Annotated in this window: 21 protein-coding genes; 12 read left to right on the top strand and 9 right to left on the bottom strand. The window is 63.9% G+C overall.

The features are described from left to right. Positions 1-62: 62 nt before the first annotated feature. Positions 63-1286 (bottom strand): NADP-dependent isocitrate dehydrogenase, encoded by a 1224-nt coding sequence (gene icd, locus R0382_RS02090; RefSeq protein WP_432721903.1) that lies wholly within the window; start codon positions 1284-1286, stop codon positions 63-65. Positions 1287-1414: 128 nt separating this feature from the next. Here icd and R0382_RS02085 point away from each other — a divergent pair, with 128 nt between their 5' ends. From R0382_RS02085 to mnmA, 3 genes are read left to right on the top strand one after another with little or no spacing between them, the layout of a single operon-like run. After that, a complete protein-coding gene (locus R0382_RS02085) occupies positions 1415-2038 on the top strand; it encodes a pseudouridine synthase (protein WP_432721901.1) in 624 nt (207 codons plus the stop codon). A gap of 50 nt (positions 2039-2088) precedes the next feature. Then, positions 2089-2562: an NUDIX hydrolase gene (locus R0382_RS02080; protein WP_432721899.1), complete on the top strand. Its 474-nt coding sequence runs from the start codon at positions 2089-2091 to the stop codon at positions 2560-2562. Further along, a complete protein-coding gene (gene mnmA / locus R0382_RS02075; protein WP_432721897.1) occupies positions 2559-3635 on the top strand; it encodes a tRNA 2-thiouridine(34) synthase MnmA in 1077 nt (358 codons plus the stop codon). The genes R0382_RS02080 and mnmA overlap by 4 nt, the downstream gene beginning before the upstream one ends. Positions 3636-3753: 118 nt before the next feature. Here mnmA and R0382_RS02070 read toward each other — a convergent pair whose 3' ends face one another. The 3 genes from R0382_RS02070 to purB all read right to left on the bottom strand — a co-directional run bounded on the left by R0382_RS02070 (position 3754) and on the right by purB (position 7775). After that, positions 3754-4695, bottom strand: a complete 942-nt coding sequence (locus R0382_RS02070; RefSeq protein ID WP_432721894.1) for a DegV family protein — start codon at positions 4693-4695, stop codon at positions 3754-3756. A gap of 164 nt (positions 4696-4859) precedes the next feature. Continuing rightward, the gene (locus R0382_RS02065) at positions 4860-6323 is read right to left on the bottom strand and encodes a YdgA family protein (RefSeq protein WP_432721892.1); all 1464 of its coding nucleotides are present in this window, start codon (positions 6321-6323) and stop codon (positions 4860-4862) included. 81 nt (positions 6324-6404) lie between these two features. Next, positions 6405-7775, bottom strand: coding sequence for an adenylosuccinate lyase (gene purB / locus R0382_RS02060; protein ID WP_432721890.1), 1371 nt, complete (start codon positions 7773-7775; stop codon positions 6405-6407). A 260-nt stretch (positions 7776-8035) separates the two neighbouring features. Between purB and R0382_RS02055 the strand changes: the two genes are divergently transcribed. After that, positions 8036-8890, top strand: a complete 855-nt coding sequence (locus tag R0382_RS02055; RefSeq protein WP_432721888.1) for a 2OG-Fe(II) oxygenase — start codon at positions 8036-8038, stop codon at positions 8888-8890. 96 nt (positions 8891-8986) lie between these two features. Here R0382_RS02055 and R0382_RS02050 read toward each other — a convergent pair whose 3' ends face one another. Both R0382_RS02050 and xseA read right to left on the bottom strand, forming a co-directional pair. Then, positions 8987-9412, bottom strand: a complete 426-nt coding sequence (locus R0382_RS02050) for a VOC family protein (protein ID WP_432721886.1) — start codon at positions 9410-9412, stop codon at positions 8987-8989. Positions 9413-9465: 53 nt separating this feature from the next. Then, complete coding sequence (xseA, locus tag R0382_RS02045) at positions 9466-10818, bottom strand: exodeoxyribonuclease VII large subunit (RefSeq protein ID WP_432721885.1); 1353 nt, start codon at positions 10816-10818, stop codon at positions 9466-9468. Between the two features lie 460 nt (positions 10819-11278). Here xseA and R0382_RS02040 point away from each other — a divergent pair, with 460 nt between their 5' ends. The 8 genes from R0382_RS02040 to R0382_RS02005 all read left to right on the top strand — a co-directional run bounded on the left by R0382_RS02040 (position 11279) and on the right by R0382_RS02005 (position 16537). After that, the gene (locus tag R0382_RS02040) at positions 11279-11887 is read left to right on the top strand and encodes a MotA/TolQ/ExbB proton channel family protein (protein WP_432721884.1); all 609 of its coding nucleotides are present in this window, start codon (positions 11279-11281) and stop codon (positions 11885-11887) included. Between the two features lie 10 nt (positions 11888-11897). After that, positions 11898-12314 (top strand): ExbD/TolR family protein, encoded by a 417-nt coding sequence (locus R0382_RS02035; protein WP_432721883.1) that lies wholly within the window; start codon positions 11898-11900, stop codon positions 12312-12314. 75 nt (positions 12315-12389) lie between these two features. Then, complete coding sequence (lpxK, locus tag R0382_RS02030; RefSeq protein WP_432721882.1) at positions 12390-13394, top strand: tetraacyldisaccharide 4'-kinase; 1005 nt, start codon at positions 12390-12392, stop codon at positions 13392-13394. Continuing rightward, complete coding sequence (locus R0382_RS02025) at positions 13375-13560, top strand: Trm112 family protein (RefSeq protein ID WP_432721881.1); 186 nt, start codon at positions 13375-13377, stop codon at positions 13558-13560. Before lpxK ends, R0382_RS02025 begins: the two co-directional genes overlap by 20 nt. Positions 13561-13575: 15 nt before the next feature. After that, complete coding sequence (gene kdsB, locus R0382_RS02020) at positions 13576-14343, top strand: 3-deoxy-manno-octulosonate cytidylyltransferase (RefSeq protein ID WP_432721880.1); 768 nt, start codon at positions 13576-13578, stop codon at positions 14341-14343. A gap of 22 nt (positions 14344-14365) precedes the next feature. After that, positions 14366-15019, top strand: coding sequence for an adenylate kinase (adk, locus tag R0382_RS02015; protein ID WP_432721879.1), 654 nt, complete (start codon positions 14366-14368; stop codon positions 15017-15019). 70 nt (positions 15020-15089) lie between these two features. After that, positions 15090-16064, top strand: a complete 975-nt coding sequence (locus R0382_RS02010; RefSeq protein ID WP_432721878.1) for a glycosyltransferase family 2 protein — start codon at positions 15090-15092, stop codon at positions 16062-16064. Positions 16065-16153: 89 nt separating this feature from the next. Further along, entirely contained in the window at positions 16154-16537 is a 384-nt protein-coding gene (locus R0382_RS02005; protein WP_432721877.1) for a hypothetical protein, read from the top strand. A 12-nt stretch (positions 16538-16549) separates the two neighbouring features. On the opposite strand, the gene R0382_RS02000 is transcribed toward R0382_RS02005, so the two are convergent. The 3 genes from R0382_RS02000 to R0382_RS01990 are packed head-to-tail and all read right to left on the bottom strand — an operon-like array spanning position 16550 to position 19025. After that, entirely contained in the window at positions 16550-17287 is a 738-nt protein-coding gene (locus tag R0382_RS02000) for a peptidase (protein WP_432721876.1), read from the bottom strand. An 11-nt stretch (positions 17288-17298) separates the two neighbouring features. After that, a complete protein-coding gene (locus R0382_RS01995) occupies positions 17299-18096 on the bottom strand; it encodes a transglutaminase family protein (RefSeq protein ID WP_432721875.1) in 798 nt (265 codons plus the stop codon). Between the two features lie 11 nt (positions 18097-18107). Further along, a complete protein-coding gene (locus R0382_RS01990; protein ID WP_432721874.1) occupies positions 18108-19025 on the bottom strand; it encodes an alpha-E domain-containing protein in 918 nt (305 codons plus the stop codon).

Below are 19025 nucleotides of genomic sequence, written 5' to 3'. Positions count from 1 at the left end.
GTTTGGCGCGGCACAAGAAAAACCCCGCCGTAGCGGGGTTTTCAAACGGCGGTGCCGGCGGATTACATCCGGGCGATGATCGCCTTGCCGAAGGCCGAGCACGACACTTCTTCGGCGTCGTCCATCAGGCGGGCGAAGTCATAGGTCACGACCTTGTCCTTGATGGTCTTTTCGGTGGCGCTGATGATCAGATCGGCGGCTTCCTTCCAGCCGATGTGGCGCAGCATCATTTCGGCCGACAGCAGCAGCGAACCCGGGTTGACCTTGTCCTGGCCGGCGTACTTCGGTGCGGTGCCGTGGGTGGCTTCGAAGCAGGCCACGTTGTCCGACAGGTTGGCGCCCGGAGCGATACCGATGCCGCCGACTTGTGCAGCCAGCGCGTCCGACACGTAGTCGCCGTTCAGGTTCAGCGTGGCGATGACGTCGTATTCGGCCGGGCGCAGCAGGATCTGTTGCAGGAAGGCGTCAGCGATCACGTCCTTGATGACGATGCCGTTCGGCAGTTGCAGCCACGGGCCGCCGTCGACTTCGACGCCACCGAATTCACGCTTGGCGAGGTCGTAGCCCCACTGGCGGAACATGCCTTCGGTGAACTTCATGATGTTGCCCTTGTGGACAAGGGTCACGCTCTTGCGGTTGTTGTCGATCGCGTACTGGATCGCCTTGCGCACGAGGCGCTCGGTGCCTTCCTTGCTGACCGGCTTGATGCCGATGCTGCTGCTTTCCGGGAAGCGGATCTTCTTCACGCCCATCTGGCCTTGCAGGAAATCGATGACCTGCTTGGCGCCGTCGGTCTGGGCTTCCCATTCGATGCCGGCGTAGATGTCTTCGGTGTTCTCACGGAAGATCACCATGTCGGTCAGATCCGGGCGCTTCAGCGGCGACGGCACGCCCTGGAAGTAACGCACCGGGCGCAGGCAGACGAAGAGGTCGAGCTGCTGGCGCAGGGCGACGTTGAGCGAGCGGATGCCGCCGCCGACCGGCGTGGCCAGCGGGCCCTTGATCGACACGACGTATTCTTTCAGTGCAGCGAGGGTTTCTTCCGGCAGGTAGTTGTCGTTGCCGTAAACCTTGGCGGCTTTCTCGCCACAGTAGATTTCCATCCAGTGGATCTTGCGGGCGCCGCCATAGCTCTTGGCGACGGCTGCGTCGACCACGTCCTTCATCACCGGAGTGATGTCGACGCCGATACCATCGCCTTCGATGAACGGAATGATCGGATTATCGGGCGTTGCCAGGTTCGGGACGATCTTGGCGCCTTCGGCGGGGACTTGGATGTGGCTCATCGCGGGCTTCCTGATGGTTATGACAATGCTGTAACAGCAGCAGACAAACTACGATTATGGCGTGAAGATTCACGTCATGCAAAGGCATCCGTGCAACGGTCAGGCAAATCAAGCGGTAAAATCGCGGCATGGCCCGTTTGATCCTGCTCAATAAACCGTACGGCGTGATCTGCCAGTTCTCGCCCAGCCCCCCCCATCAGTCCTTGGCCGACTACGTGCGCGTGCCCGATGTCTATCCGGCTGGCCGGCTCGACACCGACTCGGAAGGACTGCTCTTGCTCACCGACTCGGGGCCGCTGCAGGCGCGCATCGCCGATCCGAAGCACAAACTGCCCAAGACCTACTGGGTGCAGGTCGACGGCGCACCGTGTGACGCTGATCTCGAACCCTTGCGGCACGGCGTTGATCTGGGCGATTTCGTCAGCAAGCCGGCGCAGGTGCGCGTCATCGCCGAACCCGAAGGGTTATGGCCGCGCGTGCCGCCGGTACGTTTTCGCGCGAACATCCCGACGACGTGGCTCGAGGTCATTATTGCCGAGGGCAAGAACCGGCAAGTGCGGCGCATGACCGCCAAGGTCGGTTTTCCGACCCTGAGGTTGATTCGCGCTGCGGTCGGCGAATACACGCTGGCCGGACTGGCGCCGGGGCAGTGGCACGAGTTGCGCGTGGCCGCGCCGAATCCGCCGCCGGTGCCCGCTGCGCCGGGACGACCGAAGCAGCGTGGCCGCCGTGGTCCGAACAAAGCCCGCTGAAAGCGCGCTGCGCTTCGGGTAAAATCCTGTTTTGCTTGGAACTCTTGCGTATGTGGAAGCCCAACGCCACCGTCGCCGCAGTGATCGAACGCGACGGCCGCTTTCTGCTGGTCGAGGAACGCATTCTCGGTCAGCGCAAATTGAACCAGCCTGCCGGCCATGTCGAGCACGGCGAGTCCATTGTCGCCGCCGCGGCGCGCGAGACGCTGGAGGAAACCGCCCATCACTTCGCGCCGAGCGCGCTGGTCGGCGTCTACCAATGGAGTCCGCCGGAGCGTCCGGAGCTGACCTATCTGCGCTTTGCCTTTACCGGTGCCATCACCGGGCATGAGCCGGCTCGTCCGCTCGACGACGGCATCGAGGCCGCCGTATGGCTGAGCCGTGACGAGATCGCCGCGCGCGCCGACGAGCACCGCAGTCCGCTGCTGCTGGCCTGCATCGACGACTATCTGGCCGGCAAACGCTATCCGCTTGAACTGCTGCGCGATTTTGATCGCGCCGAACAGCCGGTGGGGGCCGTATGAGCGAGCGCAGCAAGATTGTCGTCGGCCTCTCGGGCGGGGTCGATTCGAGCGTGACCGCGCACCTGCTGAAACAGCAGGGCTTCGACGTGCACGGCGTGTTCATGCAGAACTGGGAAGACGACAACAACGACGAATACTGCTCGATCAAGGAAGACAGCATGGACGCGATCGCCGTCGCCGACCTGCTGGGCATCGACATCGAGCTGGTGAACTTCGCCAAGGAGTACAAGGACCGGGTGTTTTCGTACTTCCTCGCCGAGTATTCGGCCGGCCGCACGCCGAATCCGGACATCCTCTGCAACAGCGAAATCAAGTTCAAGTGCTTCCTCGATTACGCGATCGAACTGGGGGGCGCCAAGATGGCGACCGGCCACTATTGCGGCAATCGCGTGCGCGCCGACGGCCGCACCGAACTGATCCGCGCCGCCGATCAGGGCAAGGATCAAACCTATTTCCTGTATCGGCTGTCGCAAGCGCAGGTGAGCCAGGCGGTATTCCCACTTGGCGGGCTGCAGAAGGCCGAAGTGCGGCGCATCGCCGAGGAGATCGGCCTGCCGAACGCCAAGAAGAAGGACAGTACCGGCATCTGCTTCATCGGCGAGCGGCCGTTCCGCGACTTCCTCAACCGTTACCTGCCCAAGGTGCCGGGGCGGATGGTCACGCCGGAGGGCAAGTCGATGGGCGAGCACATGGGGCTGATGTACTACACGCTGGGCCAGCGCTCGGGCCTCGGCATCGGCGGCGACAAGTCGGGTAGCGGCGAGCCGTGGTTCGTCGGCGGCAAGGACATGGCCAGCAACGAGCTGATCGTCGTCCAGGGCCACGATCACCCGTTGCTGCTGAAGTCGACGTTGCTGGCGCTCGACTGCTCGTGGATTTTGGGTGAGCTGCCGGCGGAGGGGCGCTATACCGCGAAGACGCGCTACCGGCAGCAGGACACCGCGTGCACGCTGCGCCACGTTGAGGGCGGCGTCGAGCTGGTGTTCGATGCACCGCAGTGGGCGATGACGCCGGGGCAGTCGATGGTGCTGTACAGCGGCGATGTCTGCCTCGGCGGCGGCATCATCCAGTAAGCCTGTTGCTTGGGCGGCCATGAAAAACGGACGCTCTCGCGTCCGTTTTTCATGGGGAGCGCTTCGCTACGCAGCCCCGGCTGCGTGCCGGAATCCGTAAAACAAACGACCTACACGCTCAATCGAAGCCGGCCTCGCGGGCCGATGCGAAGGCAATCGCCAGCCCGCCGGCACCGATATTGACGCCCGCGGTAGCGCTCATCTCGGCCAGATGCACCGTGACATCGTGACGCGCGGCGACCTTGCACATCGTCTGGTAGGCATTCATCGTGGTGACCATGCGGGGGTCGCCGCCGTAGCTGACGCAGACGAGCGGCGCTTCGAGCCCGGCTTCGATGTGTTCGATCGCCGTTGCAAACAGCTTGTCGACACCGACATCGAAGCCGCGCACCTTGGCCACCGGATGCGTGTCGCCGCGAAAACCGCGGATGATCGGTTTGATGTCGAGCGCGCTGCCGAGCAGATAGGCGGCAAGGCCGACGCTCTTGTCGCCCTTGCGTCTTGCCTGATGGCGCAACTGGCCCAGATCGGCCGGCATCAGGAAGGCCTGTGTCGTCTGCGTCAGACGCTCGACGTGGGCGATGATCTTGCTGGTCGTTGCGCCTTCGGCGGCCAGCCGCGCGACCTCGGCGACGACCAGTCCCTGGCCGGGGAACAGGTTCTGGCTGTCGAACACCCGTAGCGAAAACGGTTTGCTGTGGCCGGCCGCCTCGCGGCTCGGCCGGTAGTCGGTGAGCACGCCGCGTGCGGCCTGACTGGCATGCTCGAAAATCCGGCTGCGCGACTGCATGACGGTGATGCAGAAGACGTAGTCGAAGTCGATGACGAGGCGATCCAGAAACAGGCTGCGGATCTGCTCGGTCGTCAGTGGTGCCGAGGTGTAGTCGCCAATCTGCGCCAGTTCATCGCGGTAGAACGTCCGCGTCGCCGTCGGGTCGCGATGGTCGACGAAACTCGCGCCGTCGCCATGGATCGCGATCGGCATGATCTCGATGCCATGCGCGTCGATGAAATCGCGTGGCAGATCGCAGCAGGAATCGGTAACGACGCCGATACGCATGGTGAGGCCCGGTGGTGAAGTTGGCGTCGATGGTCGCGATCCGGGCGAGACGGCGTCAATCTGGGGCTGAACCCTAGGAGGGCGTTTGCAGGGCGGTACGACGCTGGAATGCGACAAAGCCGCCCGAGGGCGGCCTTGTCGGTGTTGCGGGAGCGCGACGTCGCTCAGTGTTCGGCAGCGGCTTCGCCGGTCGTGCCGACCTGATCCCAGGGCAGCGGCACCTTGTTGCCGTTCAGCGTGAACGTACCCTGGCTGAGCTTGGCATCGGCCGACAGCAGATCGCCGTCGACGCGGATCAGCTTCTGCTCGGCGAGGCGGTTGATCTGGCCTTCGACGAACTGGCCGACCAGATAGTCGAGATCGTCGTTGGAGATGCCCGAATCGCTGCCGCCGAACATATTGCGCGCCTGCCAGCTGGCGACGGTTTCGATCACCTTGCGCGGTACGTTGAAGTCGGCGCGTGCGTCGAGCTTCTTGACGAGATCGACCGGCTTGTCGATGTCGGCGGCGACAAAGCCCTTCAGGCCGACTTCAGCCGAGAAGCGGATCGCGCCATCGGGCAGCTTGACGTTGAACGACTGGATCGCCAGCTTTGGATCATTGGTCAGCAGCGGCATGCCTTCGGTCTTGGCCAGCTTGACCACCGCATCGGTGAACTGGTCGCGGCTGAGCTTCTGCTTTTGCAAGCGGGTCAGCTCGTCCGACAGCTTGGCCAGCGTCGGACCGTGCAGATGGCTGGCGGTCGCGACCATTTCGGCCGGGCCGTAGGGCTTGCCGTCGAGCAGCAGCTTGTCGAGCGTAAAGCGCGCCAGTCCGTCGATGAATTCGCCTTTTTCGCCGATCTGGCCGTTGTAGGCGAGCTTGTCGAGCTGCAGCTTCAGCGGCTGGCCTTCGGCGATGTTCAGGTTCAGCTGATCGAGCTTGATGCTCGACGTGCCGATCATGATGCCGGTTTTGCCACGTGTGTGATCGAGCGTCGCGCTGAGGTTCTGGAAGGCGAAACTGCCCTTGTCCTTGGCCTCGCCCGACAGGCCCGGCGCCAGCGCGGTCAGTTTGACGCTGTTGAAGTCGCCGCCGTAGTCGAGCGTCGCTTCCAGACCCTGCCACTTGGCCTTGACGCCCGAGATCGCTTCTTCGTAATCGAAGCTCGGCACCTTGATGTTCATCACGCCATCGTCGGAGAAGCCGATGCGGTTTTCGATCTGGATCGGCTTCTGTTCGCCGAAGAAGCGCGACAGGAATTTCTGCGTCTCGGGCGAGTACTTGAACTCGGTCTCGACGACCGCCTTGTACGGATGCAGGTTGAAGTGACCGAGCAGCGGCAGTGGCCCGTGGGTGACATGCTGCGTGTACTTGAGCTCGAACACCGGCAGCGGCTCGCCTTCGCGTTCGAGCAGGAAGCGGTAGTAGTCCGGGTTGACCTGCAGCGTGGCGCTTTCGGTCGAGCTGAACCAGCCGCGGTGATAGCTGCGGTCCTTGACGATGAAGTACGGCAGGCTCGCCAGCCACTCGTGCTGTTTCTGCATCGTGTCCTGCGCTGCGCGCCCGGCGTACCAGGTGCCGCCGACATAGGCCACCGCGAGTACGGCAACCGTGCCGATGCTGGCGATCAATACTTTACGTTTCAACGTCCCACTCCCAATCCGGCCCGGCGACGCCGGGCCGTTTCAAATGTCCAAGAACCTGCTCATGAGCAGGTTCTTAGTGAATCAAATCCGGCGCGCAAGTTCCTCGGCGCGGCCCAGATAGCTCGCCGGGGTCATCGCCTTGAGGCGGGTTTTCTCGTCGTCCGGAATCGCCAGACCGTCGATGAACACCGCCAGCGTTTCGCGCGTCATGCCGCGCTGGCCGCGGGTCAGCGCCTTCAGCTGCTCGTACGGATTCGGCACGGCGTAACGGCGCATCACGGTCTGGATCGGCTCGGCCAGTACTTCCCAGTTGGCATCGAGGTCGTCGAGCATCGCCTGACGGTTCACTTCGAGCTTGTTCAGGCCCTTCAGTGCCGACGCGTAGCCGAGCAGGGCGTAGCCGAGGCCGACGCCCATATTGCGCAGCACGGTCGAGTCGGTCAGGTCACGCTGCCAGCGCGATACCGGCAGCTTCTGCGAGAGATGCGTCAGCAGTGCATTGGCGAGGCCCAGATTGCCTTCGGAGTTTTCGAAGTCGATCGGGTTGACCTTGTGCGGCATCGTCGACGAACCGACTTCGTTCTTGTTGACCTTCTGCTTGAAGAAGCCCAGCGAGATGTAACCCCAGATGTCGCGGTTGGCGTCGATCAGGATGGTGTTGACGCGTGCGAACGTGTCGTACAGCTCGCTCATGTAATCGTGCGGCTCGATCTGGATCGTGTACGGGTTGAAGGTGATGCCGAGGCTCTCGACGAAGCGATGACAGAAGCTTTCCCAGTCGAAGCCCGGGTAGGCCGACAGGTGGGCGTTGTAATTGCCGACCGCGCCGTTGATCTTGCCGAGCAGCTCGATCTTCTCGAGTCGCGCCAGCTGGCGTTCGAGCCGGTAGGCGATATTGGCCATTTCCTTGCCCATCGTCGTCGGCGTCGCCGGCTGGCCGTGGGTGCGGCTCATCATCGGTGCATCGGCCAGCGCGTGCGCCAGTTCCTTGAACTTGGTGACGATCTCTTCGATGCGCGGCAGCAGCACGGTTTCGCGCGCGGCCTTGAGCATCAGCGCGTGGCTGAGGTTGTTGATGTCTTCCGAGGTGCAGGCGAAGTGGATGAACTCGCTGGCGGCCGACACTTCGGCGTTGCCCGACAGGCGTTCCTTCATCCAGTACTCGACCGCCTTGACGTCATGGTTGGTCGTGCGTTCGATCGTTTTCACCTCGAGCGCATGCTCCGGGCTGAAGCGGCTGACGAGCGAGTCGAGCTCGGCGATCGTCGCGGCCGAGAACGGCTTGATCTCGGCAATGGCCGGCTCGGCGGCAAGCGCCTTGAGCCAGGCGATTTCGACGGTGACGCGGCTCTTGACGAGCGCGTACTCGGAGAAATGCGGGCGCAGGTCGGCGAGCTGTTTTTCGTAGCGGCCGTCGAGCGGCGAAAGGGCGGTCAGTGCAGACAATTCCATGGCGGAGCACACAAGCGGTTGAATCGAACGGGAAATTCTATCACAGACCGCGTGACCGCTCCGTGGCACGCTGGCTGCGGCAAGATTGCCGTTCGTGCCCTGGTCGTGTCCGCCTGTCAGTGCTTGCTGCGTCGCAGCAGACCGCTGTTGCAAGCTCCGGTGTCGCAGATGTTGCATTGCAATGCGTCCGATGGATGACAGCACAACAAGGGCCATCGAAAATGGCCCGCTGAGAACGGAAAAAAACAAGGATGGAGATCATGGACCGGATTACGCACCTCTCGCCCGACTGGCAGGGCTGGATTTCCGACAACCTGCAGCGCGGGTGTACGCCGATGTCGCTGGTCGAGGTGATGGTCGAGAAGAACTTTGACCCGATGTTCGCCAACGCCGTGGTGTTCCAGCTCTCGAGCAGCGCGCCGCCGCAAACCGCCCAGCCGCAGGTGTCCGGCTACCGCTACGAGGCGCCGCGCTTCAATCATGAAGGCAACGTCATCCGCACTGCCGACCGGGATGTACGCATCGTCTCGCGCGTCGGCCAACCGGTGATCGCGGTCCTCGATGGCCTGCTGTCGCATGAAGAGTGCGACGAGCTGGTCCGCCAGTCCGAGCGCAAGCTCGAGCGCTCGACCATCGTCGACCCGCTGACCGGCAAGCACGAGGTCATCGCCGATCGCACCAGCTACGGCACCTTCTTCACGCTGAACGAGAACGACTTCATCGCCAAGCTCGATGCCCGCATCGCGACGGTGATGAACTGGCCGATCGAGAACGGTGAGGGCATCCAGATCCTCAATTACAAGACGGCCGGCGAGTACAAGCCGCACTACGATTATTTCCCGACGGCCGACCCGGGCAGCCAGGCTCATCTGGCCAACGGTGGCCAGCGTGTATCGACGATGGTGATGTATCTGAATGACGTCGACGCCGGCGGCGAGACGATCTTCCCGGAGCTGGGCCTGTCGGTTGCGCCGAAGAAGGGCAGTGCGGTGTATTTCGAGTACACCAACAGCCACAGCGAGGTCGATTCGCTGACGCTGCACGGCGGCGCACCGGTCACCGGCGGTGAAAAGTGGATTGCGACCAAGTGGATGCGCCAGCGCCGCTTCGGTTAAGCGCGGCTGCTACCTTGGGTATTCACCGGCCCAAGGTCGCGCAGTCAGTCAAAAAGCCCCGCATCGCGGGGCTTTTTCATGGGCGCAGCTCCGGGATCAACACTGGTGCGGCGGGGCGGTGTCGAGCGAGAAATCCCAGAACGCCGCTTCGATCTTGTGGCCGTCCGGGTCGCGGACGAAGCAGCCGAAATACGGTTCGCCGTAATCGGGACGCGGACCGGGCGCGCCGTCGGCGGTCGCGCCGGCGGCCAGTGCCGCGTCGTAGAACGCCTGGACCGCCGCAGGATCGGTGGCGGTGAAACCGATGTGGGTACCGTTGCCGATGCTGGCAGGCTGACCGTCGATCGGTGTCTGGATCCAGAACTCCGGATAGTCGCGGCCGTAGGCGGCAGCGCCGGGGAACTGCTCAAGGCGCTTGCAGCCGAGTGCCGGCATCACCGCGTCGTAGAAAGCGATGGCGCGCTCGAAGTCATTGGTGCCGAGCGAGACGTGTGACAACAGGGGGAGGGCGATGTGACTCATCGGACGTTCCTTGCTAATTGGGTCAGTCTTCGAGTGTGCCATTGTCATCAAGTTCAAAACAGGTCTTGCTGCTGCGCGGGCCGACCAACGATCTGCGCGTCGACGCGGTCGTCGGCAAAGTGCAGGGCAACCTGATCGCCACGGGTCAGTTCGCTGGCGTGCTGTACCACGCTGCCGTCGGGGCGCTCGACCAGCGCATAGCCGCGCGCCAGCACCGCGCGCGGATTCAACGCGGTCAGCCGCGCCGCGAGGGTATCGAGCCGGCGCTGGGCGGTGTCGCCATGACGGGCCGCAGCCTGTGTCATCCGGCGTTGCAGCTCGGCCAGTCGCTGCGCCTGCGCGGCGGTCTGCGGCTGCCGGTGCGCCAAGCGCAGCGCCAGCCGTTCGAGCTTGGTATGCCGGTCGGCAAGCTGGCGCGAACTGGCCTGGTTCAGCCGCAGGCTCAGTGCGGCGAGCCGCTCGCGGCGCTGCGCCAAGGCTTCGCCGGGATGACGCAGGCGCCGGCCGAGCTGGTCAATCAGCTGCATCCGGGTGTGCAGACCGCGTTCGAGCGCCCGTTTCAGCTGCGCGGACTGCTGGTCCAGCCGCATCAGCCATTCGTCGCGATTCGGGCTGGCCAGCTCGGCCGCCGCCGTCGGCGTCGGTGCGCGGACGTCGGCGACGAAGTCGGCGATGGTGAAGTCGGTTTCGTGGCCGACACCCGACACCACCGGCATCGGGCTGGCGGCAATGGCGCGGGCGACGACTTCTTCGTTGAACGACCACAGGTCTTCGAGACTGCCGCCGCCGCGGCAGACGATCAGCGTGTCGACTTCATTACGCTTGGCCGCGTTGCGGATCGCCGCGGCGATATCGTTGGCCGCGGTCGTGCCCTGAACGGCGGTCGGATAAATGATGACCGGCAGGCCCGGATGACGGCGCCTGAGGGTCGTCAGCACGTCGCGCAGCGCGGCGGCCTTGGGCGAGGTGACGATGCCGATCGCGCGCGGAAAGGCGGGGAGGGCGCGTTTGGTCGCCGCGTCGAACAGGCCTTCGGCGGCCAGTTTCTTTTTCAGCGCTTCGAAGGCCTCGAACAGGTTGCCGACACCGGCCGGACGCATGGCTTCGATCGTCAGTTGATAGTCGCCGCGCGCTTCGTATAGCGAGACCACGGCCCGTACTTCGACCTGCAGCCCTTCCTTGGGCTGAAAATCGAGCAAGGCGGCGCGGTTGCGGAACATCACGCAACGGACCTGCGCGCTGGCGTCCTTGAGGCTGAAATAGCAGTGGCCGGAGTCGTAACGTTTGAAATTCGAGATCTCGCCGGCGATCCAGCGGATCGGAAATGCGCCTTCCAGTAAGTCGCGAACCTGGCGATTGAGCTCGGTGACTGTAATGACATTGGCGCTTGACTTTTGGGAAAACATCGTCGGTTTAGGTCCTGTAATCCACAGAGGCCGCACTACGGCTGGCTTTGTGCCGATTGCCCGGAGTGTAGTTGAGGTTTGTTTTTTAACTCAATGATTATATTGAATATTTGTCTGTTTTTGTGCAGTGCGATGGCGCTGGTGTGGTGGTAGTGGGCATAGTCTGGTGGCCTTGCGCAAGGCTTTGTGCACATTTTTATCCACAGCCTGTGCGTAAGCCGTCGACTGTCAGAAATCACGGCTGCGGCATGCGATCGAATATGGTATTGCCCGCCCATCGGTACCGGCTTGCGTCGTCCGCTGACGTGTCCAAGTGCGGGTCTCGGCACGCGCGCCGGGGCGGCGCGGATCGGCGTTGTTGCCGGCCCGCAGCGCCCGAGCGCATTGCGGCTTTCCCGTTGCCGCCAATCCCGATACAGTTACGCGGTTTTCCGCATGCCTACACTGGGTTGATTCGCACATGCTCGCCATCATCGAGGCCGCCGGTTGGCCGATCTGGACCATTATCATCTGTTCCGTCACCGCGGTGACGATCATCATCGAGCGCTTGCTGTCGCTGCGCAAATCGGTGGTGCTGCCCGAGGGGCTGCTGGCCAAGTCGGTGCAGGAATACCGCAGCAACGGTGTTTCGCCGGACATGCTGGGCAAACTCGCCGCATCGAGCCCGCTGGGCCGGGTGCTGGCCGCCGGACTCAAGAACGTCAAAAGTTCGCGCGACATCATGAAGGAATCGATCGAGGAAACCGGTGCCGCCGTGGCGCACCAGCTCGAACGCTATCTGAATACGCTCGGCACCATCGCCGCGGTGACACCGCTGCTGGGCCTGCTGGGTACCGTCATTGGCATGATCGAGATTTTTGGCGCGCAATCGCCGACCGGCGGCAATAATCCGGCGGTGCTGGCGCACGGGATTTCGGTGGCGCTGTACAACACCGCCTCGGGCATCATGGTTGCGGTGCCGGCGCTGATGTTCTACCGCTACTTCCGCGGCAAGATCGACGACTTCATCGTCGAGATGGAGCAGCAGGCGGTGAAGTTGGTCGAAGTCGTCCACGGCGACCGCAGCTGAGGGCGGGGCGATGAAATTTCGCAAAGGCCGCCATCGCGAGGAGCCGGAGATCAACTTCATCCCGTTGATCGACGTGATGCTGGTGATCCTGATTTTCCTGATGGCCACGACGACGTACTCGCGCTTTGCCGAGCTGAAGATCAACCTGCCGACCGCCGACGCCGAAAAGGTCGTCGAGATGCCGCAGTCGATCCAGATCGCCATCTCGGCCGCCGGCCAGTACAGCATCAACAACCAGGTCACGACCTTCGGCAGTCAGGAAGCGTTTGCCGCCGAACTGCGCCGCGCCGCGGGTGGCAACAACGACCCGATGGTCATCATCAACGCCGATTCGCAGGCGACGCATCAGACCGTCGTCAACGTGATGGAGGCGGCGAGGCTGGCCGGCTACAGCAAGCTGACATTCGCCACGCAGACGGGCAAATAAGTCTGCGTGTGCAAGCGACAGAACGGGGCAGATGCCCCGTTTTGCTTTTTCGGTCCATGGCGCCAAGGAGCTTCAATGTCCCTGCCTGAACGCATCTGGTACGGCACGCATCTGCTGAAATGGGCGCTGGCGCCGTTGTCGCTGCTGTTTGCCGTGATCGGTGCGGGGCGACGTGCGCTGTTCCGTCTTGGGCTCAAGCGGATCGAGCGTCTGCCGGTGCCGGTCGTCGTCGTCGGCAACCTGACCGCCGGCGGCACCGGCAAGACACCGCTGACGGCGTATCTGGCGCGCGTGCTGGTCGCGCATGGCTACACGCCCGGCATCGTGTCGCGCGGCTACGGTGGCAAGGCCGAAGGGCCGACACCGGTCTTGCCGGACAGTGATCCGGCGCAGGTCGGCGACGAGCCGGTCTTGCTGGTGCGTGCCGCCGGCGTGCCGGTCTTCGTGTGCCGTGATCGTGCCGCCGCTGGCCGGGCCTTGCTGGTGGCGCATCCGCAGGTTGACGTGCTGCTGTGCGACGACGGCCTGCAGCATTACCGGCTGGGGCGCGAGATCGAGTTGTGCGTCGTCGATGGCGCGCGCGGCTTCGGCAACGGCTGGCTGCTGCCGGCCGGACCGTTGCGCGAACCGATTGCGCGTCTGGCCAAGGTCGACGCGGTGGTCGTCAACGGCGGCCCGGCGGCGGTCGCGCATCCACAGTGTTTTGCAATGACGCTGCAGCCGGGGCGGCTGTACCGGCTCGACGACCCGGCCATCAGCTGCACCGCCGACGCCTTGCAGGGCGAGACGCTGGCGGCGGTCTGCGGCATCGGCAATCCGGCGCGTTTCTTCGCGACGCTTGAAGCGCTCGGGCTGACGTTCTCCCGTCATGCCTTTGCCGACCATCATGCCTACGCTGCCGATGAACTGCCCGCTGGCACACTGATCACCACCGAGAAGGATGCGGTGAAACTGGCCGCGCAAACGGCGATCCGGGGCGACGGTGATAGAATCTGGGTTTTACCGGTCAACGCCATGCTGTCCCCGGATCTGGGGCAATGGCTCGCAACAAGGCTGCAAAATGGACGCAAAGCTGCTTGAAATTCTGGTCTGCCCGGTCTGCAAGGGCCCGCTCGTCTTCGACAAAACGAAGCAGGAGCTGATCTGCAAGGCCGATCGCCTCGCCTATCCGATTCGTGATGGCATTCCGGTGATGCTCGAAGGCGAAGCGCGCGAGCTTGACCCGACCGAAGAAGTCAACGGCTGAGCCGCGGAGCGCGCGATGAACTACACGGTGATCATTCCCGCCCGGCTCAAGTCGACGCGGCTGCCGGACAAACCGCTGGCCGACATCGGTGGCAAGCCGATGATCGTTCGCGTTGTCGAACAGGCGCTGCAGTCCGAGGCGAGCATGGTCTGCGTCGCGACCGACGACATGCGCATCCAGGATGCGGTGGCACTGGCCGGCTACGCCTGCGTGCTGACGCGAGCGGATCACCCGTCGGGGACCGACCGGCTGGCCGAGGCCGTCGACCGGCTCGGCCTGGCCGACGATGAAATCATCGTCAATGTCCAGGGTGACGAGCCGCTGATCGACCCGGCGCTGATCAATGCGGTCGCGGCGACGCTGGCCGCCGACCCGGCGCTGCCGATGGCGACGGCCAGCCACGCGATCAGCGCGATCGCCGATTTCCTCAACCCGAACGTCGTCAAGGTCGTGACCGGCGCGACGGGCCGGGCGCTGTATTTCAGCCGCGCGCCGATTCCATGGCCGCGCGATGCGTTTGCCGGCGATCGCAGCGCGCTGCCGCTGGACATCGTTCCGCAGCGGCATATCGGCATCTACGCCTATCGTGCCGGATTCCTGCGTACTTACCGTGATCTGTCGCCTTCGCCGCTCGAAGGGATCGAAGCGCTGGAACAGCTGCGGGTGCTGTGGCATGGTTATGGCATCGGTGTTCATGTTGCAGCGCACGCACCGGCCGCCGGCGTCGATACGCCGGAAGACCTCGAGCGCGTGCGGCAGCTGCTGGCACAACAGAATTACTAACCAACTAAAAACAGAGACCACGATGAAACTGATCCTCCTCGGCGCGCCCGGCGCAGGCAAGGGCACGCAGGCGAACTACATCAAGGAAAAGTTCGGCATCCCGCAAATCTCCACCGGCGACATGCTGCGCGCGGCGGTCAAGGCCGGCACGCCGCTGGGCCTCGAAGCCAAGGCGATCATGGATGCGGGCGGCCTGGTGCGTGACGACATCATCATCGGTCTCGTGAAGGAACGCATCACCGACGCCGATTGTGCCAATGGCTTCCTGTTCGACGGTTTCCCGCGGACGATCCCGCAAGCCGAAGCCATGCGCGAAGCTGGCGTCGACATCGACTACGTGGTCGAGATCGACGTCCCGGACGAAGCCATTGTCGAACGGATGGCCGGCCGTCGCGTCCATCCGGCCTCGGGCCGCAGCTACCACGTCAAGTTCAATCCGCCCAAGGTTGAAGGCAAGGACGACGTGACCGGCGAAGATCTGATCCAGCGTGACGATGATGTCGAAGAAACCGTCAAAAAGCGCCTCGGCGTCTACCATGAGCAGACCGCCGTGCTGGTCGGTTTCTACGGCCAGCTTGCTGCGTCGGGCGACGTCAAGGCGCCGAAGTACGTCAAGGTCAATGGCGTGGGTGCGGTCGAAACGATTCGCGACGACATCTTCAAGGCACTGGTCTGATCGCCTGAGCCATTCCGCGACGACGCCCCGCCTTGCGGGGCGTTGTTGTATCCAGCCGCCGGTGCCGCGCATGCGTCTTTCCGTTCTGCTCCCGTACTTCAATACCCCCTGGCCCTTGCTGCAGGCGCAGCTCGATTCGATCGCCCGCGCCGACGTCCGCGACTTTGCTGGCGCGGAACTGCTCCTCGTCGACGACGGCTCGGATGCGGCACTGGCCGATGCGGTCGACGCCTGGACGCGGATGTCGCCGTGGCCGGTCCGCCACCTGCATCACGACGGCAACCGCGGGCTGGCCAATGCACTGAATACCGCCATGGCCGCTGCCAACGGCGACTGGCTGGCATTTGCCGACGGCGATGACCTGACGCATCCGCAGCGCTTTTCGGTGCAGGCGGCGTATCTGTCGGCCCATCCCGATCTGGTCGCCGCTGGGGCGGACATGATCGAACTGCTACCGGATGGCCGTCGCGGCCGTTGCCGGCGTTTTCCGCAGGACGATGCCGGTATCCGGGTCGAGCTGCTGTTCTATTGCGCGATGGCGCAGCCGGCGCTGATGCTGCGCCGCGCCACGTGGGAAAGGCTCGATGTCTGGCGTACACCCGGCATGGGCATGGCCGAGGACTGGGACTTTTTCATTCGCCTGGCCGAGCGCGGCCGGCTTGGCAGCTGCGGTGTGCCGCTGGTCGACTACCGGCTGCACCCGGCGCAAATGACCGCGGCACTGTCGCCCGGTCAGCCGCATCCGGCGGTGCTGGCGTTGTGGCGGCAGCAACTGGTGGCGATGGGCGTGGCCGTCGATGACGATCTGCTGGCGGTTCATGCCGCGCTGTCGCCGTACTGGCTGTGGCCCTCCGGCGACGTGGCGAACAGGCCGGCGCCGCAGGATCTCGAGCGCTGGCGCGATGCGCTGTTGGCTGCCAACGGCGTCAGTGCTCGCTATGCCGCGGTGTCGCTGCAGGCGCGCATCGATTATCTGCTGACGATGAATCGCGAGTTAACCTTGCTTGATGGCGTTATTCAGGAAAGACTTTTTGACAGTCTGTGACGATCATCGGCTTGTTTTAGTTTGCATCGGCTTGCGTGTCCTTGTGCGGCGTATAACAGAAATACGTCAGCGAATAGACGGGGTGAGAGATGAGCAAGCCGAGTGGTTACACAGGTGAAATGATGCTGCCACAGCAGATTCTCGCCTATCCGCATGGGTGTCCGGGCTGTCGCCGTACTTATGACAGCTACGATGCCTTCCTTGAACAGACCGCGGAGGTTGGCGCACCGCTGCCAGTCGAAGCGCTGGCCGGTTCGGTCAGCCATTGGCGTCGTTGCCGCTGCGGCGAGGTGATGCAAACCTGTCAGGTGGAGCGTCGCAGCCACCGTGATCTGCGCGGCGAGTTCGATTACGTGCTCGACGCGCTGACCGCGCAGGGCATGCCGCACGAAGACGTCCGACTGGAGCTGCGCAAGATCATGCGCGGCGATCCAGGCGAATTGCTGAACTGGCTGTACCGTTCGGTAGCGTGACCCGGCTCAGCCTCAGTCTGGGCTGAGCCAGTCCGCGTCGGGCAATTCGGCGAAGACCTTGCGTAGCCCGCAGCCCCAGGCTGCACGGATCTGGTTGAAGTAAGGGTCGTCGGCGGTCACCCGATACGGGGTGGCTGGCACGAAGCTGTTATTGCGGTGCTGGAGCAGATCGATCGGCAGGCCGACCGACAGATTGCTGCGTATCGTCGAGTCAAACGAAATCAGCGTGCACTTGGCGGCTTCCGCCAGCGGTGTACTGTAGTGGATCACCCGATCGATGATTGGCTTGCCGTACTTGGCCTCGCCGATCTGGAAATACGGCGTGTCCGGCGTCGCTTCGATGAAGTTGCCCTGCGGGTAGACATTGAAGAGCCGCGGTGCCTCGCCGCGAAGCTGCCCGCCGACCAAAAATGAGCCGCCGAAGTCGACGCCCTGACCCATGCCGGCTTCGCCGGCGTCGCGGGCGATGACTTCACGCAGCGTTGCGCCGACGAGTTCGGCGGCCTCGTACAACGATCGGATCGTCAGCAGGTTGGCACCGTCGCCATTGCAGCGCGCCCGCAGCAGACTGACGACACTTTGGGTCGTCGCCAGATTGCCGGCGTTCAACAGGACGATCAGCCGTTCCCCCGCAGTTTCGAAGATGTGCATCTTGCAGAAGGTGGCGATGTGGTCGACGCCGGCATTGGTGCGCGAGTCGGACGCGAACAGCAGGCCCTGCTCCAGATTCATGCCGACACAATAAGTCATCGCCTACCCCCTTATTGAGCCTGTTCGGCAAGGCTGACCCGCGCGTGCGAAGCCATGGTTTCGTCGCCACCACCGCGGCGCAGTCCGCGCACCGGTCCGGCTTCGAGGTAGTCGAGACCGATCGCCAGCCGAACGTAGCGTTCGTCCGGGCGGCAGGCGTTGCTGATGTCGTAGCCGTACCAGCCATCCTGGAGCCATGCCTCGGCCCAGGCGTGGCTGGCGATGTGGTGGTCGTGGTCGGTGTACAGATAGCCGCTGACATAGCGAGCCGGCACGCCGAGCGTCCGGCAGGCGCTGACGAAGGCGTGCGTATGATCCTGGCAGACGCCGGCGCCGAGTGCGAAGCCCTGCGCGGCCGTTGTCGCGCTGTCGGTGGCGCCGGGCGTGTACGGCATCCGGTCGAGCAGATCGGCCATCAGGTCGGACAGCGCCGGTGCGCCGTGACGGCCGACGTGGTCGCGGTAGCCTTCGGCGAAATCGCGGATTGCCGCGTCGGGCTGCGTCAGCGCCGTGCTGCGCAGGAAGGGCAGCGGCGAGCGGGCCTCGCGGCGTGGAGCATCGCGCCCGCCGGTCTCGACGATGCCGCAAGCCAGCAGGCGGATTTCCTGGTGCTGGCCGGACAGGCTCAGCAGATGCTCGACGTTGCCGTAACCGTCATGGCCGGCGCTGGCCTCGGCCGGTAGCGTCAGCCGCCAGTCGAGGACCTGCTGGCCGGTATCGCTCTGCGGGGTCAGCCGCAGCAGCTGCATGCTGTAATGCACCGGCGCGGCGTAGCGGTACAGCGTTTCATGCTGGATGGTGAGTTTCATCGGGATCCGCTTCAGGCTGCTTTCAGGTAAGCATCGTAGATCCGCTCACCCAGTGTGTTGATGTCGATCAGCCGCTGATTCAGATAGTCGTGCAGGCCGAAGTCGAGGATTTCGTCGGCACGAATGAAATGCAGCTCGTTGCGGATGGCGTTGGCGTCACGCTGGGCGACGCGGCTGTCCTCGCCCTCGATCTGCGCCAGGATCTTGCAGATTGCTTCCATGCTGGCGCGCAGCGATCGCGGCAGCCGTGGCGACAGCAGCAGCAGTTCGGTGACCGACGTCGCATTCGGTGGCTCGCGATACAGCTCCAGATAGGCCTCGTACGCCGATAGTGCGCGCAGCAATGCGCTCCAGGCGTAGTAATCGTCAACGCCGTGGCCGGCATCCATCAGGCTGGCCTTTACGTCGAGCAGCCGTGTCGTGTTGTCGGCGCGTTCGACGAAGGTACCCAGTCGCACGAAGGAATACGCGTCGCCGCGCAAAAGCGTGCCGTAGGCAACACCGCGGAACAGGTGCGAGCGTTCCTTGACCCAGTCGAAAAAATCGCCGACGTTCACCTCATTTGGCAGGTTTTTCGCGTATAGCCACGTCGCATTGATGTTCTCCCACATCTCGACCGGAATCTTGCCGCGCACCGCGTGGGCGTTTTCGCGCGCCAGTTTCAGGCAGGCGACGATGCTCGCCGGGTTGTCGCGGTCGAGCGCCATGAAGGCGAACAGGCTTTGCGCAGTCAGCGTGTCGTGGCGGGTGTTGTACGCCTTCAGCGTTTCGGTGATCACCAGCGGCGCACTCATCTCGGCGCGGGCGCCTTGCGATTGCGGCAACAGCGACAGGCTGAAACTCACATCGAGCAGCCGCGCAAGGTTTTCGGCGCGTTCGAGGTAGCGGCTCATCCAGTACAGATGATCGGCGGTGCGGCTCAGCATCAT

It is taken from the genome of Jeongeupia wiesaeckerbachi (assembly GCF_050916355.1).
Taxonomy (GTDB): domain Bacteria; phylum Pseudomonadota; class Gammaproteobacteria; order Burkholderiales; family Chitinibacteraceae; genus Jeongeupia; species Jeongeupia wiesaeckerbachi.
Note: the sequence above shows the minus strand (reverse complement) of the source record. Positions and strands in the feature narration are given on the sequence as shown.